The following is a 14,211-nucleotide window of genomic DNA, read 5'->3' on the forward strand; positions in this document are numbered from 1 at the left end:
GACGGGTCAGGTTCCGCTCTGCCGCCCGGTGCCGCGCGTTGCGGCGGGTTCGCTTTGGCCTTGCGCAGGCGCGACCGGTGCGGTTTCGGGCGCGGCATCGCCTGAATTGCCGAGCTTGCCCATGGTCGCCGGGCTGCCATCGGTCGATGGATTGCGCCCTCCTTGGCCCGTCGCCTTGTCCTGTGCGCCTGCGGCGTCGGTCTTCTGGTCTTCGGCCGGCGCTTCCTGGCCCGCCGCCAGTTGCCCGGTAATGACCTTCATCCCCGGTTTCAGGTCGCCGCCGGTGATGACGGTGCGTGATCCGTCGCTGGCGCCGACGACCACCTGGACCGGCTTGGGATTGCCGTCCTCGCCCAGAATATAGACGGTCTGGCTGCTGCCCGCGCCGAAATTGACCTGGCGGCTGCCGCCGCGGCGGAAGCGGCGCGGGCCGGGCAGCACGCTGGTGATGCCGCCGCCGTCCGACGCGCCGCTGCTGGGCTTGAAGCGCAGCGCGCTGTTGGGGACGAGCAGCACGTTGCGCAATTCCTGCGTCACAATGTCCGCCGTCGCGGTCATACCGGGACGCAGGATTTCGTCCTTGTTGTCGACGGATAGGACGGCCGTGTAGGCGACGACGGTGCCGGTGCTGCTGCTGCTCGAACTGCTGGAGGAGGACGATGAGGAGCTGGAACTGCTCGATGCGTTCGACCCGACATTCACGCGCGTGACCGTGGCCGGGAAGCTGCGGCCGGGAAAGGCGTCGACGGCAAAGGTCGCCGACTGGCCTTCCTTCACCTGGCCGACATCGGCCTCGTCCACCGCGACTTCGACCTCCATCTGCGTCAGGTCTTCGGCGATGGTGAAGAGAACGGGCGCGTTCAAGGACGCGGCGACCGTCTGTCCCGGCTCGATATCGCGCGACAGCACGACGCCGGTGACGGGCGACACGATCTGCGCGATCGACAGGTTGGTCTGGGCGCTCGACAGCTGGGCCTGCGATGCCGTGACCTGCGCCTGGGCGGAGCGCAGATTGGCGATCGCGCTCTGATAATCGGCGCGCGCGGCGTCCAGCTCCGTTTTTGCCGGCACGCGGCCGCCCGACAGCTTGAACACATTTTCCTGCCGGTCGAGCGTTGCCTTGGCCAGCGCGACCTGCGCCTGCGCTTGGCCGACGCTGGCCTGAGAGGATGCGACCTGGGCGCGGTTCTGGTTCACCGTGTCGACCAGCCGCCGCGTGTCGAGTTCGGCCAGCTTCTGCCCGCGCGTCACCCGGTCGTTCACATCGACATAGACCTGCGTGATCTTGCCTGACTGTTCGGAGCCGACATCGACCTGATTGATGGGTTTGAGGTTCCCGGTTGCCGACACCGTGACGGTCAGATTGCCCTGCCGCACCTCGCGCGTGGCATAGTTGGGCTTGTCATCGCCCCCGAAGCAGCGAGCAATCAGCAGGACGGCAATCAGCAGCACTATGGCGATGCCGCCGCGTATCACCCATTTGCGCCACGGTTTTTCCGGCTTGGCGCCAAGGAAGTCATTGAGATCCTGATCGGTGGTCATGTCATTGCTCATCGGGGCGGTCGTCCATGCTCTGCCAGCCGCCGCCCAGCGCATTGTAAAGCTGGGCGATGGCAAGGGCTTCGTCGGCTTGCGCGGAAGCCAGGCTGTTGCGGGCGTTCAAAAGCGTGTTTTCGCTGTTCGACAATGTCTGGAAGTCGATCAGCCCCGCCTGATACTGGCTGCGCGCCAGGATCGCGGCATTGTTTGATGCGTCATAGGCGACGGCGAATTCCGCCTTGCGCGCGCGGGCGCTGGCAAGGGAGGCCATGGCGTTTTCGACATCCTCCAGCGCGGTCAGCACGCTTTGCTTGTAAGCGGCGAAGGCGGCGTCGGTCGCGGCCTTTTGGGCGCGGACCTGCGAGTCCAGGCGCCCACCATCGAAGATGGTCTGCGCGACATTGGCAAAGACGCCGCCGGTGATGAGATCGAATAGCTGGCTGAACGCGTTAGACGTGGTGCCGATATTGCCGCTGATGCCGAGCGAGGGATAAAGCTGCGCCTGGGCGACGCCGATCCGCGCGCTCGCGGCCGCGAGCGCGCGCTCGGCGCTGCGCACGTCCGGGCGCTGACGCAGCGTGTCGGCCGGGATGCCGGTCGCGATGTCCGTTGGCGGCTGGGGAATGGGGGCGGGCGTTTCCAGCGTCCGGGTCGCATCGCCCGGCGCTTGTCCCGTCAGCACGGCGATGCGGTTGAGGCTGCCCTTGAGGCTGGGCTCCAGCTGCGGGATGGTGGCGTTGGTCTGGGCCAGCTGCGCGCGGGCCTGCTGTTCGTCGAGCGAGGAGACGAGGCCCGCCTGCAACCGCCAGCTGGCGATCTGATAATTGTCGCGCTGCACCGCCTGCGTTTCGCGCGCTACCTTGAGCTGCGCCTGCGCAAGCCGCGCCTGGACATAATTGTTCACCAGTTCGGATATGACCGTCATGCGCACGGTGGCGAGGTCGAAGCCCGACGCTTCCAGATCGGCGCGCGCCGCTTCGCGCCCGCGCCGCAATTCGCCGAACAGGTCCAGTTGCCAGCTGGCGTTGATGCGGGCCGAATAGCTGCTCGACCAGTTGCCGCCACCGCCGCCGATCGGGTTGCCATTGGCGTCCAGACGACCGCCAGCGTCCTGGCTGCTATAATTGCGCCCGCCCGTCGCGGAACCGCTCAATTGCGGCAGCAGGCTGGCGTTGGACTGGATCAGGCTTTCGCGCGCCTGCCGCAGCCGCGCCTGCGCCTGCACGACGTCCAGATTATTGGCCACCGCCTGGTCGATGAGCGCGCTCAGGGCCGGATCGTCGAGGCGCGTCCACCATTGGCCAAGCTCCGCTTCGCTGAGCGCCGCGCCATCGCCCGCGCTATAGGCGGCCGGCACGCCCAGCGCGCCCATGTGCGGCGCGCGGTAATCCGGGCCGGCGGCGCAGGCGGACAGCGTCAGGGCCGTCCCGCTGATCCATGCTAGGCGATATCGCACCTTTTCCTTGCACTCCGTCGTCGTTAAAGGGGCCGCTTCATGCCGATCCCTTGAGGGACCGGCGACCGCATGCGCCCTGACTGCCGCAGGGGTGTGTACGGCTCAACGACATTTATGTCTCAAAGTGTAACGGCAGTGGGAAACGGCGCTTTTGCGAGCGCTTCGGGCTTCGAGGTGAATGATGCGGGCATTTCTATTTCCGGGACAGGGCAGCCAGTCGGTCGGCATGGGCAAGGCGTTGGCGGATGCCAGCGGCGCGGCGAAGGAACTGTTTCAGGAGGTGGACGAGGCGCTGTCGCAGCATCTGTTCCGCATCATGGTGGAGGGGCCGGACAGCGACCTGACGCTCACGGAAAATGCGCAGCCCGCGATCATGGCCAACGCCATCGCCACGCTGCGCGTCATGCAGAAGGAAGGTGGCTTTTCGCTGGCGGACAAGGGCGATTATGTCGCCGGGCACAGCCTGGGCGAATATAGCGCGCTGTGCGCGGCCGAGGCGTTCGATATCGGCACCACCGCGCGCTTGCTGAAATTGCGGGGCCAGGCGATGCAGGCCGCGGTGCCGGTGGGCGAGGGCGCGATGGCCGCGCTGCTGGGCGCGGATATCGACAAGGCGCAGGCGCTGGCCGACGCTGCCGCGCAGGGCGAGGTCTGCACCATCGCCAATGACAATGATCCCACGCAGGTGGTGATTTCCGGCCATCGCGGCGCGATCGAGCGTGCGGTGGCGATGGTGAAGGATCATGGCATCAAGCGCGGCGTGCTGCTGCCTGTGTCCGCGCCCTTCCACTGCCCGCTGATGCAACCGGCAGCCGAAGCCATGGAGGCGGCGCTGGCAAATGCGGCGATCAACGCGCCGCTGCTGCCGGTCTACGCCAATGTCCTGGCCGCGCCGATCGCCGACACGCAGGAGATCAAGGCGCGCCTGGTCGAGCAGGTTACAGGCCGCGTGCGCTGGCGTGAATCCGTGGCGGCGATGTGGGGCGCGGGCGTCACGGACTTCGTGGAGGTCGGCGGCAAGGTGCTCGGCCCGATGGTCAAGCGCATCGCGCCCGACGCGACCGTGCGCAGCATCGTGACGATGGACGACATCGAAGCGGCTTTGGCTTCGTTCTGATCTTTTTATTCGCGCGGAGGCGCGAAGACGCGGAGGGCTATTGGTCGATATCGATCGCATCAGCGGCGATGTTCTGCACTTGGCTCTGCGCGTTCATCGCGATCTGGGGCCGGGGCTGCTGGAAAGCGTCTATGAAATGATCCTGGCGGCCAAGTTGACCGCCATGGGCTACACTGTCGAGAGGCAACAACCGGTCGATATAGAATATGAGGGTTTGCGGTTTGCCGCTGCGTTCCGCATTGACCTGCTCGTTGAGAATGCCCTGATCGTGGAAATCAAATCGAGGGAGCGGTTCAGTCCCGCGCACGCAAAACAATTGCTGACCTATCTGCGTCTGACCAACCAGCCCGTCGGGCTGCTCATCAACTTCGGCGGCGCCACGCTCAAGGAACGGGTGAAGCGGATAGTCAACGACTATGTCCCCTCCGCGTCTTCGCGCCTCCGCGTGAACCAATTGAAACAAGGAGACTGACATGTTCGACCTGACAGGCATGACCGCGCTGGTGACGGGCGCTTCGGGTGGCATCGGTTCGTCGATCGCCAAGGCGCTGGCGGCGCAGGGCGCGACGCTGGCGCTGTCCGGCAGCAATGAAGACAAGCTCAAGGCCTTCGCCGCGGAACTGGGCGGCGACCACAAGACGGTGGTCTGCGATCTGTCCGATCCGGCGTCGGTCGACGCGCTCGTGCCGCAGGCGGTCGAGGCGCTGGGCGGCAAGATCGACATTCTGGTTAACAATGCCGGCATCACGCGCGACAATCTGATCCTGCGGATGAAGGACGAGGAATGGAGCCAGGTGATCCAGGTCAATCTGGAAGCAGCCTTCCGCCTGTGCCGCGCGGCCGCCAAGCCGATGATGAAGGCGCGCTTTGGCCGCATCATTTCCATCACGTCGGTCGTGGGCGTCACCGGCAATCCCGGCCAGGCCAATTATTGCGCGTCCAAGGCCGGCATCATCGGCATGTCCAAATCGCTGGGTCAGGAACTGGCGAGCCGTGGCATCACCGTCAACTGTGTCGCGCCCGGCTTCATCCGGTCGGCCATGACCGATGCGCTGAACGACGCGCAGAAGGGCGCGATCCTGGCCAAGATTCCGGCCGGCGACCTGGGCGGCGGCGATGATATCGGCGCGGCGGTCGTCTATCTCGCCAGCAAGGAAGCGGGCTATGTCACGGGCCAGACGCTGCATGTAAATGGCGGCATGGCGATGATCTGACCAGGGCGGGGAGGGGGATGGTGAAGCATGTCCCTTCCGCCGATCAGCGGGGAGAGGATCAAGCCTCGATCCCCTCCAGCGCGGTGAAGCGCTGCGACCAGAGCGCGCCATAGACGGCCATCCACTGAACCACGGGGGCCAAGCCCTTGGCGCGCGCGGCGTAAAAGGTTTCGCGGCCCGCCCGGCGGACGGTCACGAGTTCCGCGCGCTTCAGCTTGGCCATGTGGCGCGACACCATCGGCTGCGATACGCCCGACACGGCAGTGAGGGCATGAACGCTCTGTTCCCCTTCACGCACCAGATGTTCCAGCAGGGCGCGGCGGGTGCCGTCCGACAGTGCCTTGAACTGCGCGTCGATGGTCGCGCCACGGTCTTCCCGGTTCGTCTTCGTCATGCCCATTTCATAAGCAAATGGTTATGAAATGGGCAAGTGCGCGTGCGATGGGACGCCTTCCTGTGGCGTTAACCAAAAAAATTTGCCCGCCCTTTCGGGGTGAGTCTTTTGAGTCACACCGCCCGATATGGAGTCCGGCGAGGGGTGAACGACTCAATATCTTGTGGGTCCCCGCTTCGTTCTCCCCATCATTAACGAATAAACGAAGCGCGTAGCCTAAGCTGCTGATCTTGACGCCGGACTCCGCAGGACTCATCGCATGATCCTCAAGGAATATAGGGGGCAAGCAGCATGGGTGTCATGGAACGGGTCGCGGCGCCGCGACGAAAAAAGGCAGTCGCCCCGATCGCGGTGGAAGCAGCGCCGATCCCGGTCGACACCTTGCTGCGTGGCGACTGCATCGCGCAGATGGCGGCGCTGCCCGACAAATGCATCGACATGATTTTCGCCGACCCGCCTTATAATCTGCAACTGGGCGGCGACCTGTTCCGGCCCGAAGGCAGCCGGGTCGATGCGGTCGACAATGACTGGGACAAGTTCGACACGCTGGGGTCCTATGATCGCTTCACCAAGGCGTGGCTGCGCGAGGCGCGCCGGATCCTGAAGCCCAATGGCACCATCTGGGTAATCGGCAGCTATCACAATATCTTCCGCGTCGGCTCTGCGCTCCAGGATGAAGGTTTCTGGATCCTCAACGACATCATCTGGCGCAAGGCCAACCCCATGCCCAATTTCAAGGGCACGCGCTTTACGAACGCGCATGAAACGCTGATCTGGGCCAGCCAGGGCGAGGATGCGAAATATACGTTCAACTACAAGGCGATGAAGACGCTGAACGATGAATTGCAGATGCGGTCCGACTGGGTGCTGCCGATCTGCGGCGGGCAGGAGCGGTTGAAGCGCAACGGGACAAAGGCGCATCCGACGCAAAAGCCGGAGTCGCTGCTCTATCGCGTGCTGCTGTCCTGCACCAAGCCGGGTGACGTGGTGCTCGACCCCTTTTTCGGCACCGGCACCACCGGCGCGGTGGCCAAGCGGCTTGGCCGACGCTGGATCGGCATCGAGCGCGAAGAGGATTATATCGAGGTCGCGCTGGAGCGGATCGCCGATGCGCTGCCGCTTGATGAATCCGCGCTCACCATCATGCAAAGCGCGCGTAGCCAGCCCAAGGTCGCGTTCGGCACGCTGGTGGAAACCGGCTATCTGAAGCCCGGCGCGATCCTTACCGACACCAAGCGCCGCTGGCAGGCGCAGGTGCGCGCCGATGGATCGCTGGCGGTCGGGACCGACAGCGGCTCCATCCACAAAATGGGGGCCACGCTGCAGGGCGCGCCGAGCTGCAATGGCTGGACCTTCTGGCATTTTGAGGCGGAGGGCGGCTTGAAGCCGATCGATGCCCTGCGCCAGACCTATCTGCTGGCGAACGAGCCGTAATTCGCGGACATCCGTTCGCCCTGAGCTTGTCGAAGGGCTTCACTTTTCTTCAAGGAAAGAACGGGGCTTCGACAAGCTCAGCCCGAACGGAGTTTATATGGCTATGCTGCCCACCATCCCCGCCGACGCGCGTCTCTATCTCAAGCCTTCATGGTTCGTGCCGACGCCGATCGGACTGGATGATGGCGCGGCGGCGCGGATGGGCAATGGGCTGATCTGGTTTCAGGGCTATGAGCTGACCGCGTTCAGCGGCGCGCAGCGGATCGCGCGGACAACCATTCCCGTGGCGGATTTCGATGCTGCGGTGGCATCGCTGCCCGACGCGCTGGCCCAGCGCGCGCAGCGGCTGGCCGCCAATATCTCCGCGCCGCGTCCGCCGATGGTCCTGCGCGATCGCACGATCCGGTTCGACGCGCCGCAGGTGATGGCGATCCTCAACATCACGCCGGACAGTTTTTCCGACGGCGGCACGCATATGGGCGACCCCCAGGCGGCGGCCGACGCAGGCTTCGCCATGGCGGCGGCGGGCGCGGCGCTGATCGACGTCGGCGGGGAGTCCACGCGGCCCAAGGCTGCAAAGATATGGGAAGGTGACGAGATCAAGCGGGTCGTGCCCGTCATCGAACGGCTGGCGGCCTCCGGCGTGCCGGTGTCGATCGACACGCGCAAGGCCGCGGTGATGGAGGCGGCGCTTGGCGCCGGGGCGGGCATCGTCAACGATGTGAGCGCGCTGGCGCACGATCCGCGCAGCCTGGAGGTGGTGGCGCGCGCCGGTTGTCCCGTCATCCTGATGCACGCACCATCGGCCGGCGATGACCCGCATCATAATCCGGCCGGCTATGGCGATGTCGTCGCCGACGTCTTCGACCATCTGGAGGCGCGGATTTCAGCCTGCCTGAATGCCGGGATCGCGCCGGATCGGATCATGGTCGATCCCGGGCTGGGCTTTGGCAAGAGCCTGTCGGACAATCTGGCGCTGGTGAACGGCCTTGCGACATTCCAGGGGCTGGGCGTGCCGCTGCTGTTCGCTGGCAGCCGCAAGCGGCTCATCGGCGCGCTGTCCAACGAAGCGCCCGCCGCTGATCGGCTGGGCGGATCGGTCGCGCTCGCCTTTCGCGCGGCGCAACTGGGGGCGCAGATGGTGCGGGTGCATGACGTCAAGGAAAGCGTTCAGGCGCTCCATCTGTGGCGCGGCCTGGCGGACGCGGGCCTTAGCGCCATTTAGCAACGGGTATCATTTTACCCGTCAGCAAAGCCGCGCATTTGCTTGACTTGCGCGTCGAGACTCGTCATTAGCGCCCCACTTCCGGATGTCGGCTTCGATGTCCGGTTTCATTTTTCTTGTTTGGAGATTGGCACCATGAAGGCGCTGATGAAGACCACCAAGCCGGCGACCCCGGCAACGGTCGAAAAGAAGTGGATCCTGATCGACGCGGAAGGCCTCGTCGTCGGCCGCCTCGCTTCGACCGTGGCAAATATCCTGCGCGGCAAGCACAAGCCGTCCTTTACCCCGCATGTCGATTGCGGCGACAATGTCATCATCATCAATGCGGGCAAGGTGAAGTTCACCGGCCGCAAGATGACCGACAAGGTCTATTACAAGCACACCGGCTATGCCGGCGGCATCAAGGAAACCACGCCTGCCAAGATCCTGGAAGGCCGTTTCCCCGAGCGCGTCCTGGAAAAGGCCGTCGAGCGTATGATCCCCCGTGGTCCGCTGGGCCGCCAGCAGATGCGCAACCTGCGCATCTTCGCCGGCGCCGAGCATAATCACGAAGCCCAGAACCCCGAAGTGCTCGATTTCGCATCGCGCAACCGCAAGAACAAGGTGGGTGCATAATGTCCGATAACCGTCAGTCCCTGTCCGACCTCGCGTCGCTGACCGCCAACGCGCCCGCCACCGCCGCGCCGGCCGCCGCCGAAGGTGAAGCGCCCGCCGCTGCGCCGGCTGCGCCCTCGGCTCCGCTGCGCCAGCAGGAAATCGACGCCCAGGGCCGCGCCTATGCGACCGGCCGCCGCAAGGATGCCGTCGCCCGCGTGTGGGTGAAGCCCGGCACCGGCAAGATCACGGTGAATGGCCGCGACCAGGAAATCTACTTCGCGCGTCCGACCCTGCGCCTCGTCATCAACCAGCCCTTCGGCGTGACCGATCGCGTTGGCCAGTATGACGTCGTCTGCACCGTCAAGGGCGGTGGCCTGTCGGGTCAGGCCGGCGCGGTCAAGCATGGCATCGCCCAGGCGCTCAGCAAATATGAGCCGGCGCTGCGCAGCGCGGTCAAGGCCGAAGGCTTCCTGACCCGCGACAGCCGCGTCGTCGAGCGTAAGAAGTACGGCCGCGCCAAGGCACGTCGCAGCTTCCAGTTCTCGAAGCGCTAAGTTTCCAGAACAGAAGAATTTGGGAAGGGGCTGGTTTTCCAGCCCCTTTTTCTATGTTTGCGCCTCTTTCGCTTGAGCAGCCGGGCGCGATGCCATAGCGATGGTGCAACGGGGTTGGGCAAGACGGGATAGACGGGGGCAATGAGATATTTCGGGTGGCTGGCGGCGTCTGCGGCCATGGGCAGCGTTGCGCCAGCATGGGCGGGCGAGACGCCATTATATCAACCCGCGCCGGCCTGGGTCATACCCGCCGCCATGCCCAAGATCGCGCCCGGCGCCGACGCGCCCACGATGCTGATCCTCGACAATCAGTACAGGATCGAAAAGGGCCAGCTGTGGAGCTATGCCGATATCGCCACGCGGGCAGGCTCGGCGGAGGAACTTACCCGCCTGTCGTCGCTCACCCTGCCATGGGCGCCCGACAAGGGTGACCTCATCATCCATCAATTGACGATCCTGCGCGGCGACGAGGTGATTGATGCGCTGGCGGGCGACAGGAAATTCACCGTCCTGCGGCGGGAGGAACGACTTGAGGCGTTGCAGATCAGCGGCATCCTGACCGCCACCATGGCGGTGGAGGGGGTTCGCGTCGGCGACGTGGTGCGTCTGCGTTATTCGGTGACGTCGAAGGACGAAGCGCTCGCCGGCCATGTCCAGAATGTGACCGGCCTGCCGGCCGCGCCGTTTCGGCTGGGCTATGGCCGCCTGCGCGCGCTGTGGACCGATGGCAGCGCCCCGCGCTGGAAATTGCTGGCCAAGGATGTCGAGGCCGCGCCCGTAAAGAAAGGCGGAGTGACGGAACTGACCTTCGCGCTGCCTTTGCCCAAGCAGCCGGAGATGCCCGCCGACGCGCCGACCCGCTTCACGCATCCGCCGCTGCTGGAAATGTCGAGTTTTGGCAGTTGGGCGGACGTGTCCAAAACCATGGCGCCGCTCTATGCGACCGATGGGCTGATTGCCGACGGATCGCCGCTGGCGGCGGAAGTGGCGAAGCTCAAGACCATGGCTGGCTCAGCCAAGAACAAGGCCGCCGCCGCGTTGCAATTGGTCCAGGACAATGTCCGCTATCTGATGGTGGGCATGAATGGCGGCAATTATGTGCCGCAAAAGCCATCCGAAACCTGGGCGCTGCGCTATGGCGACTGCAAGGCGAAGACTTTGCTGTTGCTGGCCATGCTGCGCGGGCTGGGTATCGAGGCTGAGCCGGTGCTCGCCAGCGCGACGATGGGCGATTTCGTGCCCGAACGCCTGCCCAGCGCTGCCGCCTTCGACCATGTGCTGGTGCGCGCCGTGATCGACGGGCAGAGCTACTGGCTCGATGGCACGGGCCTGGGCACACGGCTGGAGGATATTGGCGACACGCCGCAACTGGGCTGGGTGCTGCCGGTGCGCGGCGCAGGCGCCGATCTGATGGCGATTGCCACCCATGCCAATGCGCGCCCCGCCATCGACATAGAGGTCAATGCGGATGAAAGCGGGCACGAACGGCTGCCAAGCCTGTTCGACGCCAAGGCGGTGCTGCGCGGGCCGATTGCGACGATGATCAATGCGGGCCTGGGTCAGATGGACGCCAAACGCCGCGATGAACTGATCCGCGACTTCTTCAACGAACAGATCGGCACGGCCCAATATGCCGATGTCGGCATTGCGACCGATCCGGCGTCCGCCACGGTCAGCTTTACCGCGCGCGGCGTCATCACATCGCCCTGGGAAATGACGGACCGTCGCTATCGCCGGAGTGCAAGCAAATTGATCGACGCGATCAGCTTCTCACCCGATCGCGCGCGACCGGCCTGGCTGGACATTCCGGCGGCCACCAGTGCACCGATCGGCATCCGCTATCATCTGCGCCTGCGCCTGCCCCATGGCGGGAAGGGCTATAGTGTGGAGGGCGATCAAAATCTAAGCCGAACCGTGGCAGGCTATGATCTCCATCGGACCGTGCGGTTGGACGGCGGGATGCTGGAGGTTGACGAGCGCACCGACGCCACCGGCGTTGAAATCCCGGCGGATCGCCTGCCCGACGAGCGGGATGCGCTGGCGACGGTGCAAGCCGGTTCGCCGCGCGTGATTGGCTCGGCGAAACCGACCTATTTGTGGGATTACAGCCCGGAAACCATCGCATCCTGGCCGCAGTCGAAGGCGGTCGAAGCGATCTTCGCCAAAGCGATCGCAGCCGATGAGGAGGAATCCGCCGGCTATTCCAGCCGCGCCAATTTCCGCTGGGGCATTGGCGATTATAAAAATGGCCTGGCCGATCTCGACAAGGCCATCGCCATCGAACCCAGCGTGTCCCTCTATCTGCAACGCGCCTATCGGCGGTTCCAGACTGGTGATGTGGCGGGCGCTCTAGCCGACGGCCGCATGGCGCGCCAGCTTGACCCCGCCTCCAGTGGCGCGGTCGCGACGGTCGCAAGCTATCTGGCCGAAAGCGGAAAGCTGGATGACGCCTTGGCGATCGTCGACGCTAAGATTGCCATTGGCGGGGAGCAGCGCGACGGTTATCGCAATTACAAGGCCAATCTGCTCGGCACCTATGGCGACGCGACCAAGGCGCTTGAGATCATCAACGCCCAATTGGCGGAAAAGCCGGGCACGACCAGCCTTTATAATGACCTGTGCTGGATCAAGGGCACCCGCAATATCGATCTGGAAAGCGCGACGCAGGATTGCACGAAAGCGGTCGAACTGAGTTCGGGCAGCATGGCGGCGATCGACAGCCGGGCGATGCTCTGGTTCCGCATGGGCCGGTTCGATGAGGCGCTGCGCGATCTGGACGTGGTCGTTGCGCAGGAGCCGGGCAAGGCGCCCAGTCGCTTCATGCGCGGGATCGTGCTCAAACGACTTGGCCGGACAAGCGATGGTGAGGCCGAACTGACGGTCGCGCGCCGCATCGACCCGCGCATCTACGCCACCTATGCGCGCTTTGGGATCGCGCCCTGAAATATTCGTGACGTATCCGTTCCGAGGGAAACCTTCCGTCCCGTTCGCTGGTTGAAAGAGCGTTATTACAGAGAAGCTCTTTTGAAAGGAGAAGTCACATGGGCGAACTGACCGATAAGGCGAAGGCCGTGGCGAACAAGGCTGCCGGCGCGACCAAGGAAGCGATCGGCAAGGCGACCGACAATGAACGTCTGGAAGCCGAAGGCAAGGCGCAGCAGACCAAGGGCACGGCGCAGGACGTGTCGGGATCGGTAAAGGGCGCGTTCGGCGACAAGGTCTGAGCCGCGCTACCGATTTGAAGATGAACCCCGCCTCGAAAGAGGCGGGGTTTTTTTATGTCGCTCCGTCTTGCCGATGCGCCAGATAGTCTTTGACATCGCGCCGTAGTTCGCCTGCGCAAAGATACAGCGCGATGACATTGGGGATCGCCATCAGGAAGAAGCTGCTGTCGACAATGCCGACCACGCGGCCCAGGTCGATGGCAGCGGCGGGCGGCAGGGCGACGATGTAGAGGATCTTGTAGGTCCATTGCGCTTTCGGCCCGTTGCCGAACAGATAGCCCCAGGCCTGCAAACCGTAAAAGCCCCAGGCGACGAGCGTGGAATAGGCGAAGAGGAACACGACCACCGCCAGCAGCCAGGGGAACCAGGGCGACACCTGCGCGAACGCGGAGGAGGTGATCGCGATGCCTTCCAGCCCGCCGTTCCATGTGCCCGCAACCACCAACGCCAGGCCGCCCAGCGCGCAGACGATCATCGTGCCCAGCAGCGGTTCCAGCAACGCCACCAGCCCTTCGGACACCGGATGCTGGGTCCGCGCGAGGCTGTGCGCCATCACCGCAGACCCCACGCCCGCCTCGCTGGCGAAAACAGCGCGGCGCATCCCCGCGACGAATGCGCCGACCGCGCCGCCGGTCGCTGCGTCGCCCGACCATGCCCCGTTCCAGATCAGCGCCAGCGCGGCGGGGATATCCGCAACATGCAGGATCAATATCGCAAAGACGCCGCCTAGATAGACAGCAACCTTGAGCGGGGTAAGGCGCTTGGACACTTCGCCCAGCCAGGCCGCGCCGCCCAGCGTCACCAGGGCAACCGCTCCGGCGATGAAGACGCCATAGGCCCAGCCATTGGTCATGCCGGTGACGACCTGAACCTGCGCGAAGCTCTGGTTCACCTGCACCATCGGGATAGCGCCGAACAGCGCGAAAAAGGCATAGGAGCCGCCCAACGCCAGCCCGACCCTGGGCCACCCGCGCGCGGCGCCAACGGCTTTCAGAACATACATCGGCCCGCCATGCACATGGCCGCGATCGTCGAACACGCGATATTTGAGGCCCAGCGTGACCTCCGCCATCTTCACCGTCATGGCGAACCAGCCGATGATGAACATCCACAGGATCGCGCCAGGCCCGCCCATGGTCAGCGCGACCGCGACCCCGGCAATATTGCCAAGGCCGATCGTGCCCGACAGGGCGGTGGATAGTGCGCCCCACTGGCTGACATCGCCCTTCGCCTCGCCCTCCTGTGGCTGGGTCCGCAGGATACGAACCGCGCGGCCGACCTGTCTGATGTTGGGAAAGCCGAGCCAGAGGGTGAAGAACAGCATCGGCAGCGCCAGATAGAGCACGATGAGTTCGATCTGCGTGCCCAGCAATGGCACCTTGAAAAACACGGCACCCGACAGGCCGTCGACGAAGGCATTGAAATTTTCCATCGCGTCCGGATGCCGCCGGGCGGGT

The 14,211-nt window shown here is 64.8% G+C and carries 13 protein-coding genes; 9 read left to right on the forward strand and 4 right to left on the reverse strand.

What is annotated here, in order from left to right:
* Nucleotides 1-6 precede the first annotated feature (6 nt).
* Both RLDS_RS37220 and RLDS_RS37225 read right to left on the reverse strand, forming a co-directional pair.
* Nucleotides 7-1,554: an efflux RND transporter periplasmic adaptor subunit gene (locus RLDS_RS37220; RefSeq protein ID WP_021225553.1), complete on the reverse strand. Its 1,548-nt coding sequence runs from the start codon at nucleotides 1,552-1,554 to the stop codon at nucleotides 7-9.
* The gene (locus RLDS_RS37225; protein ID WP_021225554.1) at nucleotides 1,544-2,995 is read right to left on the reverse strand and encodes an efflux transporter outer membrane subunit; all 1,452 of its coding nucleotides are present in this window, start codon (nucleotides 2,993-2,995) and stop codon (nucleotides 1,544-1,546) included. Before RLDS_RS37225 ends, RLDS_RS37220 begins: the two co-directional genes overlap by 11 nt.
* Nucleotides 2,996-3,176: 181 nt before the next feature.
* Here RLDS_RS37225 and fabD point away from each other — a divergent pair, with 181 nt between their 5' ends.
* Genes fabD through fabG form a run of 3 tightly spaced genes read left to right on the forward strand, consistent with a single transcriptional unit; the run spans nucleotide 3,177 to nucleotide 5,326 of the window.
* Entirely contained in the window at nucleotides 3,177-4,112 is a 936-nt protein-coding gene (fabD, locus tag RLDS_RS37230; RefSeq protein ID WP_031297841.1) for an ACP S-malonyltransferase, read from the forward strand.
* A gap of 40 nt (nucleotides 4,113-4,152) precedes the next feature.
* The gene (locus RLDS_RS37235; protein WP_021225556.1) at nucleotides 4,153-4,584 is read left to right on the forward strand and encodes a GxxExxY protein; all 432 of its coding nucleotides are present in this window, start codon (nucleotides 4,153-4,155) and stop codon (nucleotides 4,582-4,584) included.
* Between the two features lies 1 nt (nucleotide 4,585).
* Entirely contained in the window at nucleotides 4,586-5,326 is a 741-nt protein-coding gene (gene fabG / locus RLDS_RS37240) for a 3-oxoacyl-[acyl-carrier-protein] reductase (protein ID WP_021225557.1), read from the forward strand.
* 58 nt (nucleotides 5,327-5,384) lie between these two features.
* Here the strand turns inward: fabG and RLDS_RS37245 are convergent, their stop codons facing one another.
* Nucleotides 5,385-5,720: an ArsR/SmtB family transcription factor gene (locus RLDS_RS37245; protein WP_021225558.1), complete on the reverse strand. Its 336-nt coding sequence runs from the start codon at nucleotides 5,718-5,720 to the stop codon at nucleotides 5,385-5,387.
* Nucleotides 5,721-6,011: 291 nt separating this feature from the next.
* Between RLDS_RS37245 and RLDS_RS37250 the strand changes: the two genes are divergently transcribed.
* From RLDS_RS37250 to RLDS_RS37275, 6 genes are all read left to right on the forward strand, one after another.
* Nucleotides 6,012-7,154: a site-specific DNA-methyltransferase gene (locus tag RLDS_RS37250; protein ID WP_031297846.1), complete on the forward strand. Its 1,143-nt coding sequence runs from the start codon at nucleotides 6,012-6,014 to the stop codon at nucleotides 7,152-7,154.
* Nucleotides 7,155-7,257: 103 nt separating this feature from the next.
* Nucleotides 7,258-8,379: a dihydropteroate synthase gene (folP, locus tag RLDS_RS37255; RefSeq protein ID WP_021225560.1), complete on the forward strand. Its 1,122-nt coding sequence runs from the start codon at nucleotides 7,258-7,260 to the stop codon at nucleotides 8,377-8,379.
* A 135-nt stretch (nucleotides 8,380-8,514) separates the two neighbouring features.
* Complete coding sequence (gene rplM, locus RLDS_RS37260; RefSeq protein ID WP_009821313.1) at nucleotides 8,515-8,994, forward strand: 50S ribosomal protein L13; 480 nt, start codon at nucleotides 8,515-8,517, stop codon at nucleotides 8,992-8,994.
* Nucleotides 8,994-9,530: a 30S ribosomal protein S9 gene (gene rpsI / locus RLDS_RS37265; protein ID WP_021225561.1), complete on the forward strand. Its 537-nt coding sequence runs from the start codon at nucleotides 8,994-8,996 to the stop codon at nucleotides 9,528-9,530. The genes rplM and rpsI overlap by 1 nt, the downstream gene beginning before the upstream one ends.
* 141 nt (nucleotides 9,531-9,671) lie before the next feature.
* A complete protein-coding gene (locus RLDS_RS37270; protein ID WP_236616830.1) occupies nucleotides 9,672-12,473 on the forward strand; it encodes a DUF3857 domain-containing protein in 2,802 nt (933 codons plus the stop codon).
* 98 nt (nucleotides 12,474-12,571) lie between these two features.
* Nucleotides 12,572-12,754, forward strand: coding sequence for a CsbD family protein (locus RLDS_RS37275; RefSeq protein ID WP_021225563.1), 183 nt, complete (start codon nucleotides 12,572-12,574; stop codon nucleotides 12,752-12,754).
* 52 nt (nucleotides 12,755-12,806) lie between these two features.
* Here the strand turns inward: RLDS_RS37275 and RLDS_RS37280 are convergent, their stop codons facing one another.
* The gene (locus RLDS_RS37280) at nucleotides 12,807-14,186 is read right to left on the reverse strand and encodes an alanine/glycine:cation symporter family protein (protein WP_031297851.1); all 1,380 of its coding nucleotides are present in this window, start codon (nucleotides 14,184-14,186) and stop codon (nucleotides 12,807-12,809) included.
* Nucleotides 14,187-14,211 lie beyond the last annotated feature (25 nt).

This window comes from Sphingobium lactosutens DS20, assembly GCF_000445105.1.
In the GTDB taxonomy this organism is placed as follows: domain Bacteria; phylum Pseudomonadota; class Alphaproteobacteria; order Sphingomonadales; family Sphingomonadaceae; genus Sphingobium; species Sphingobium lactosutens.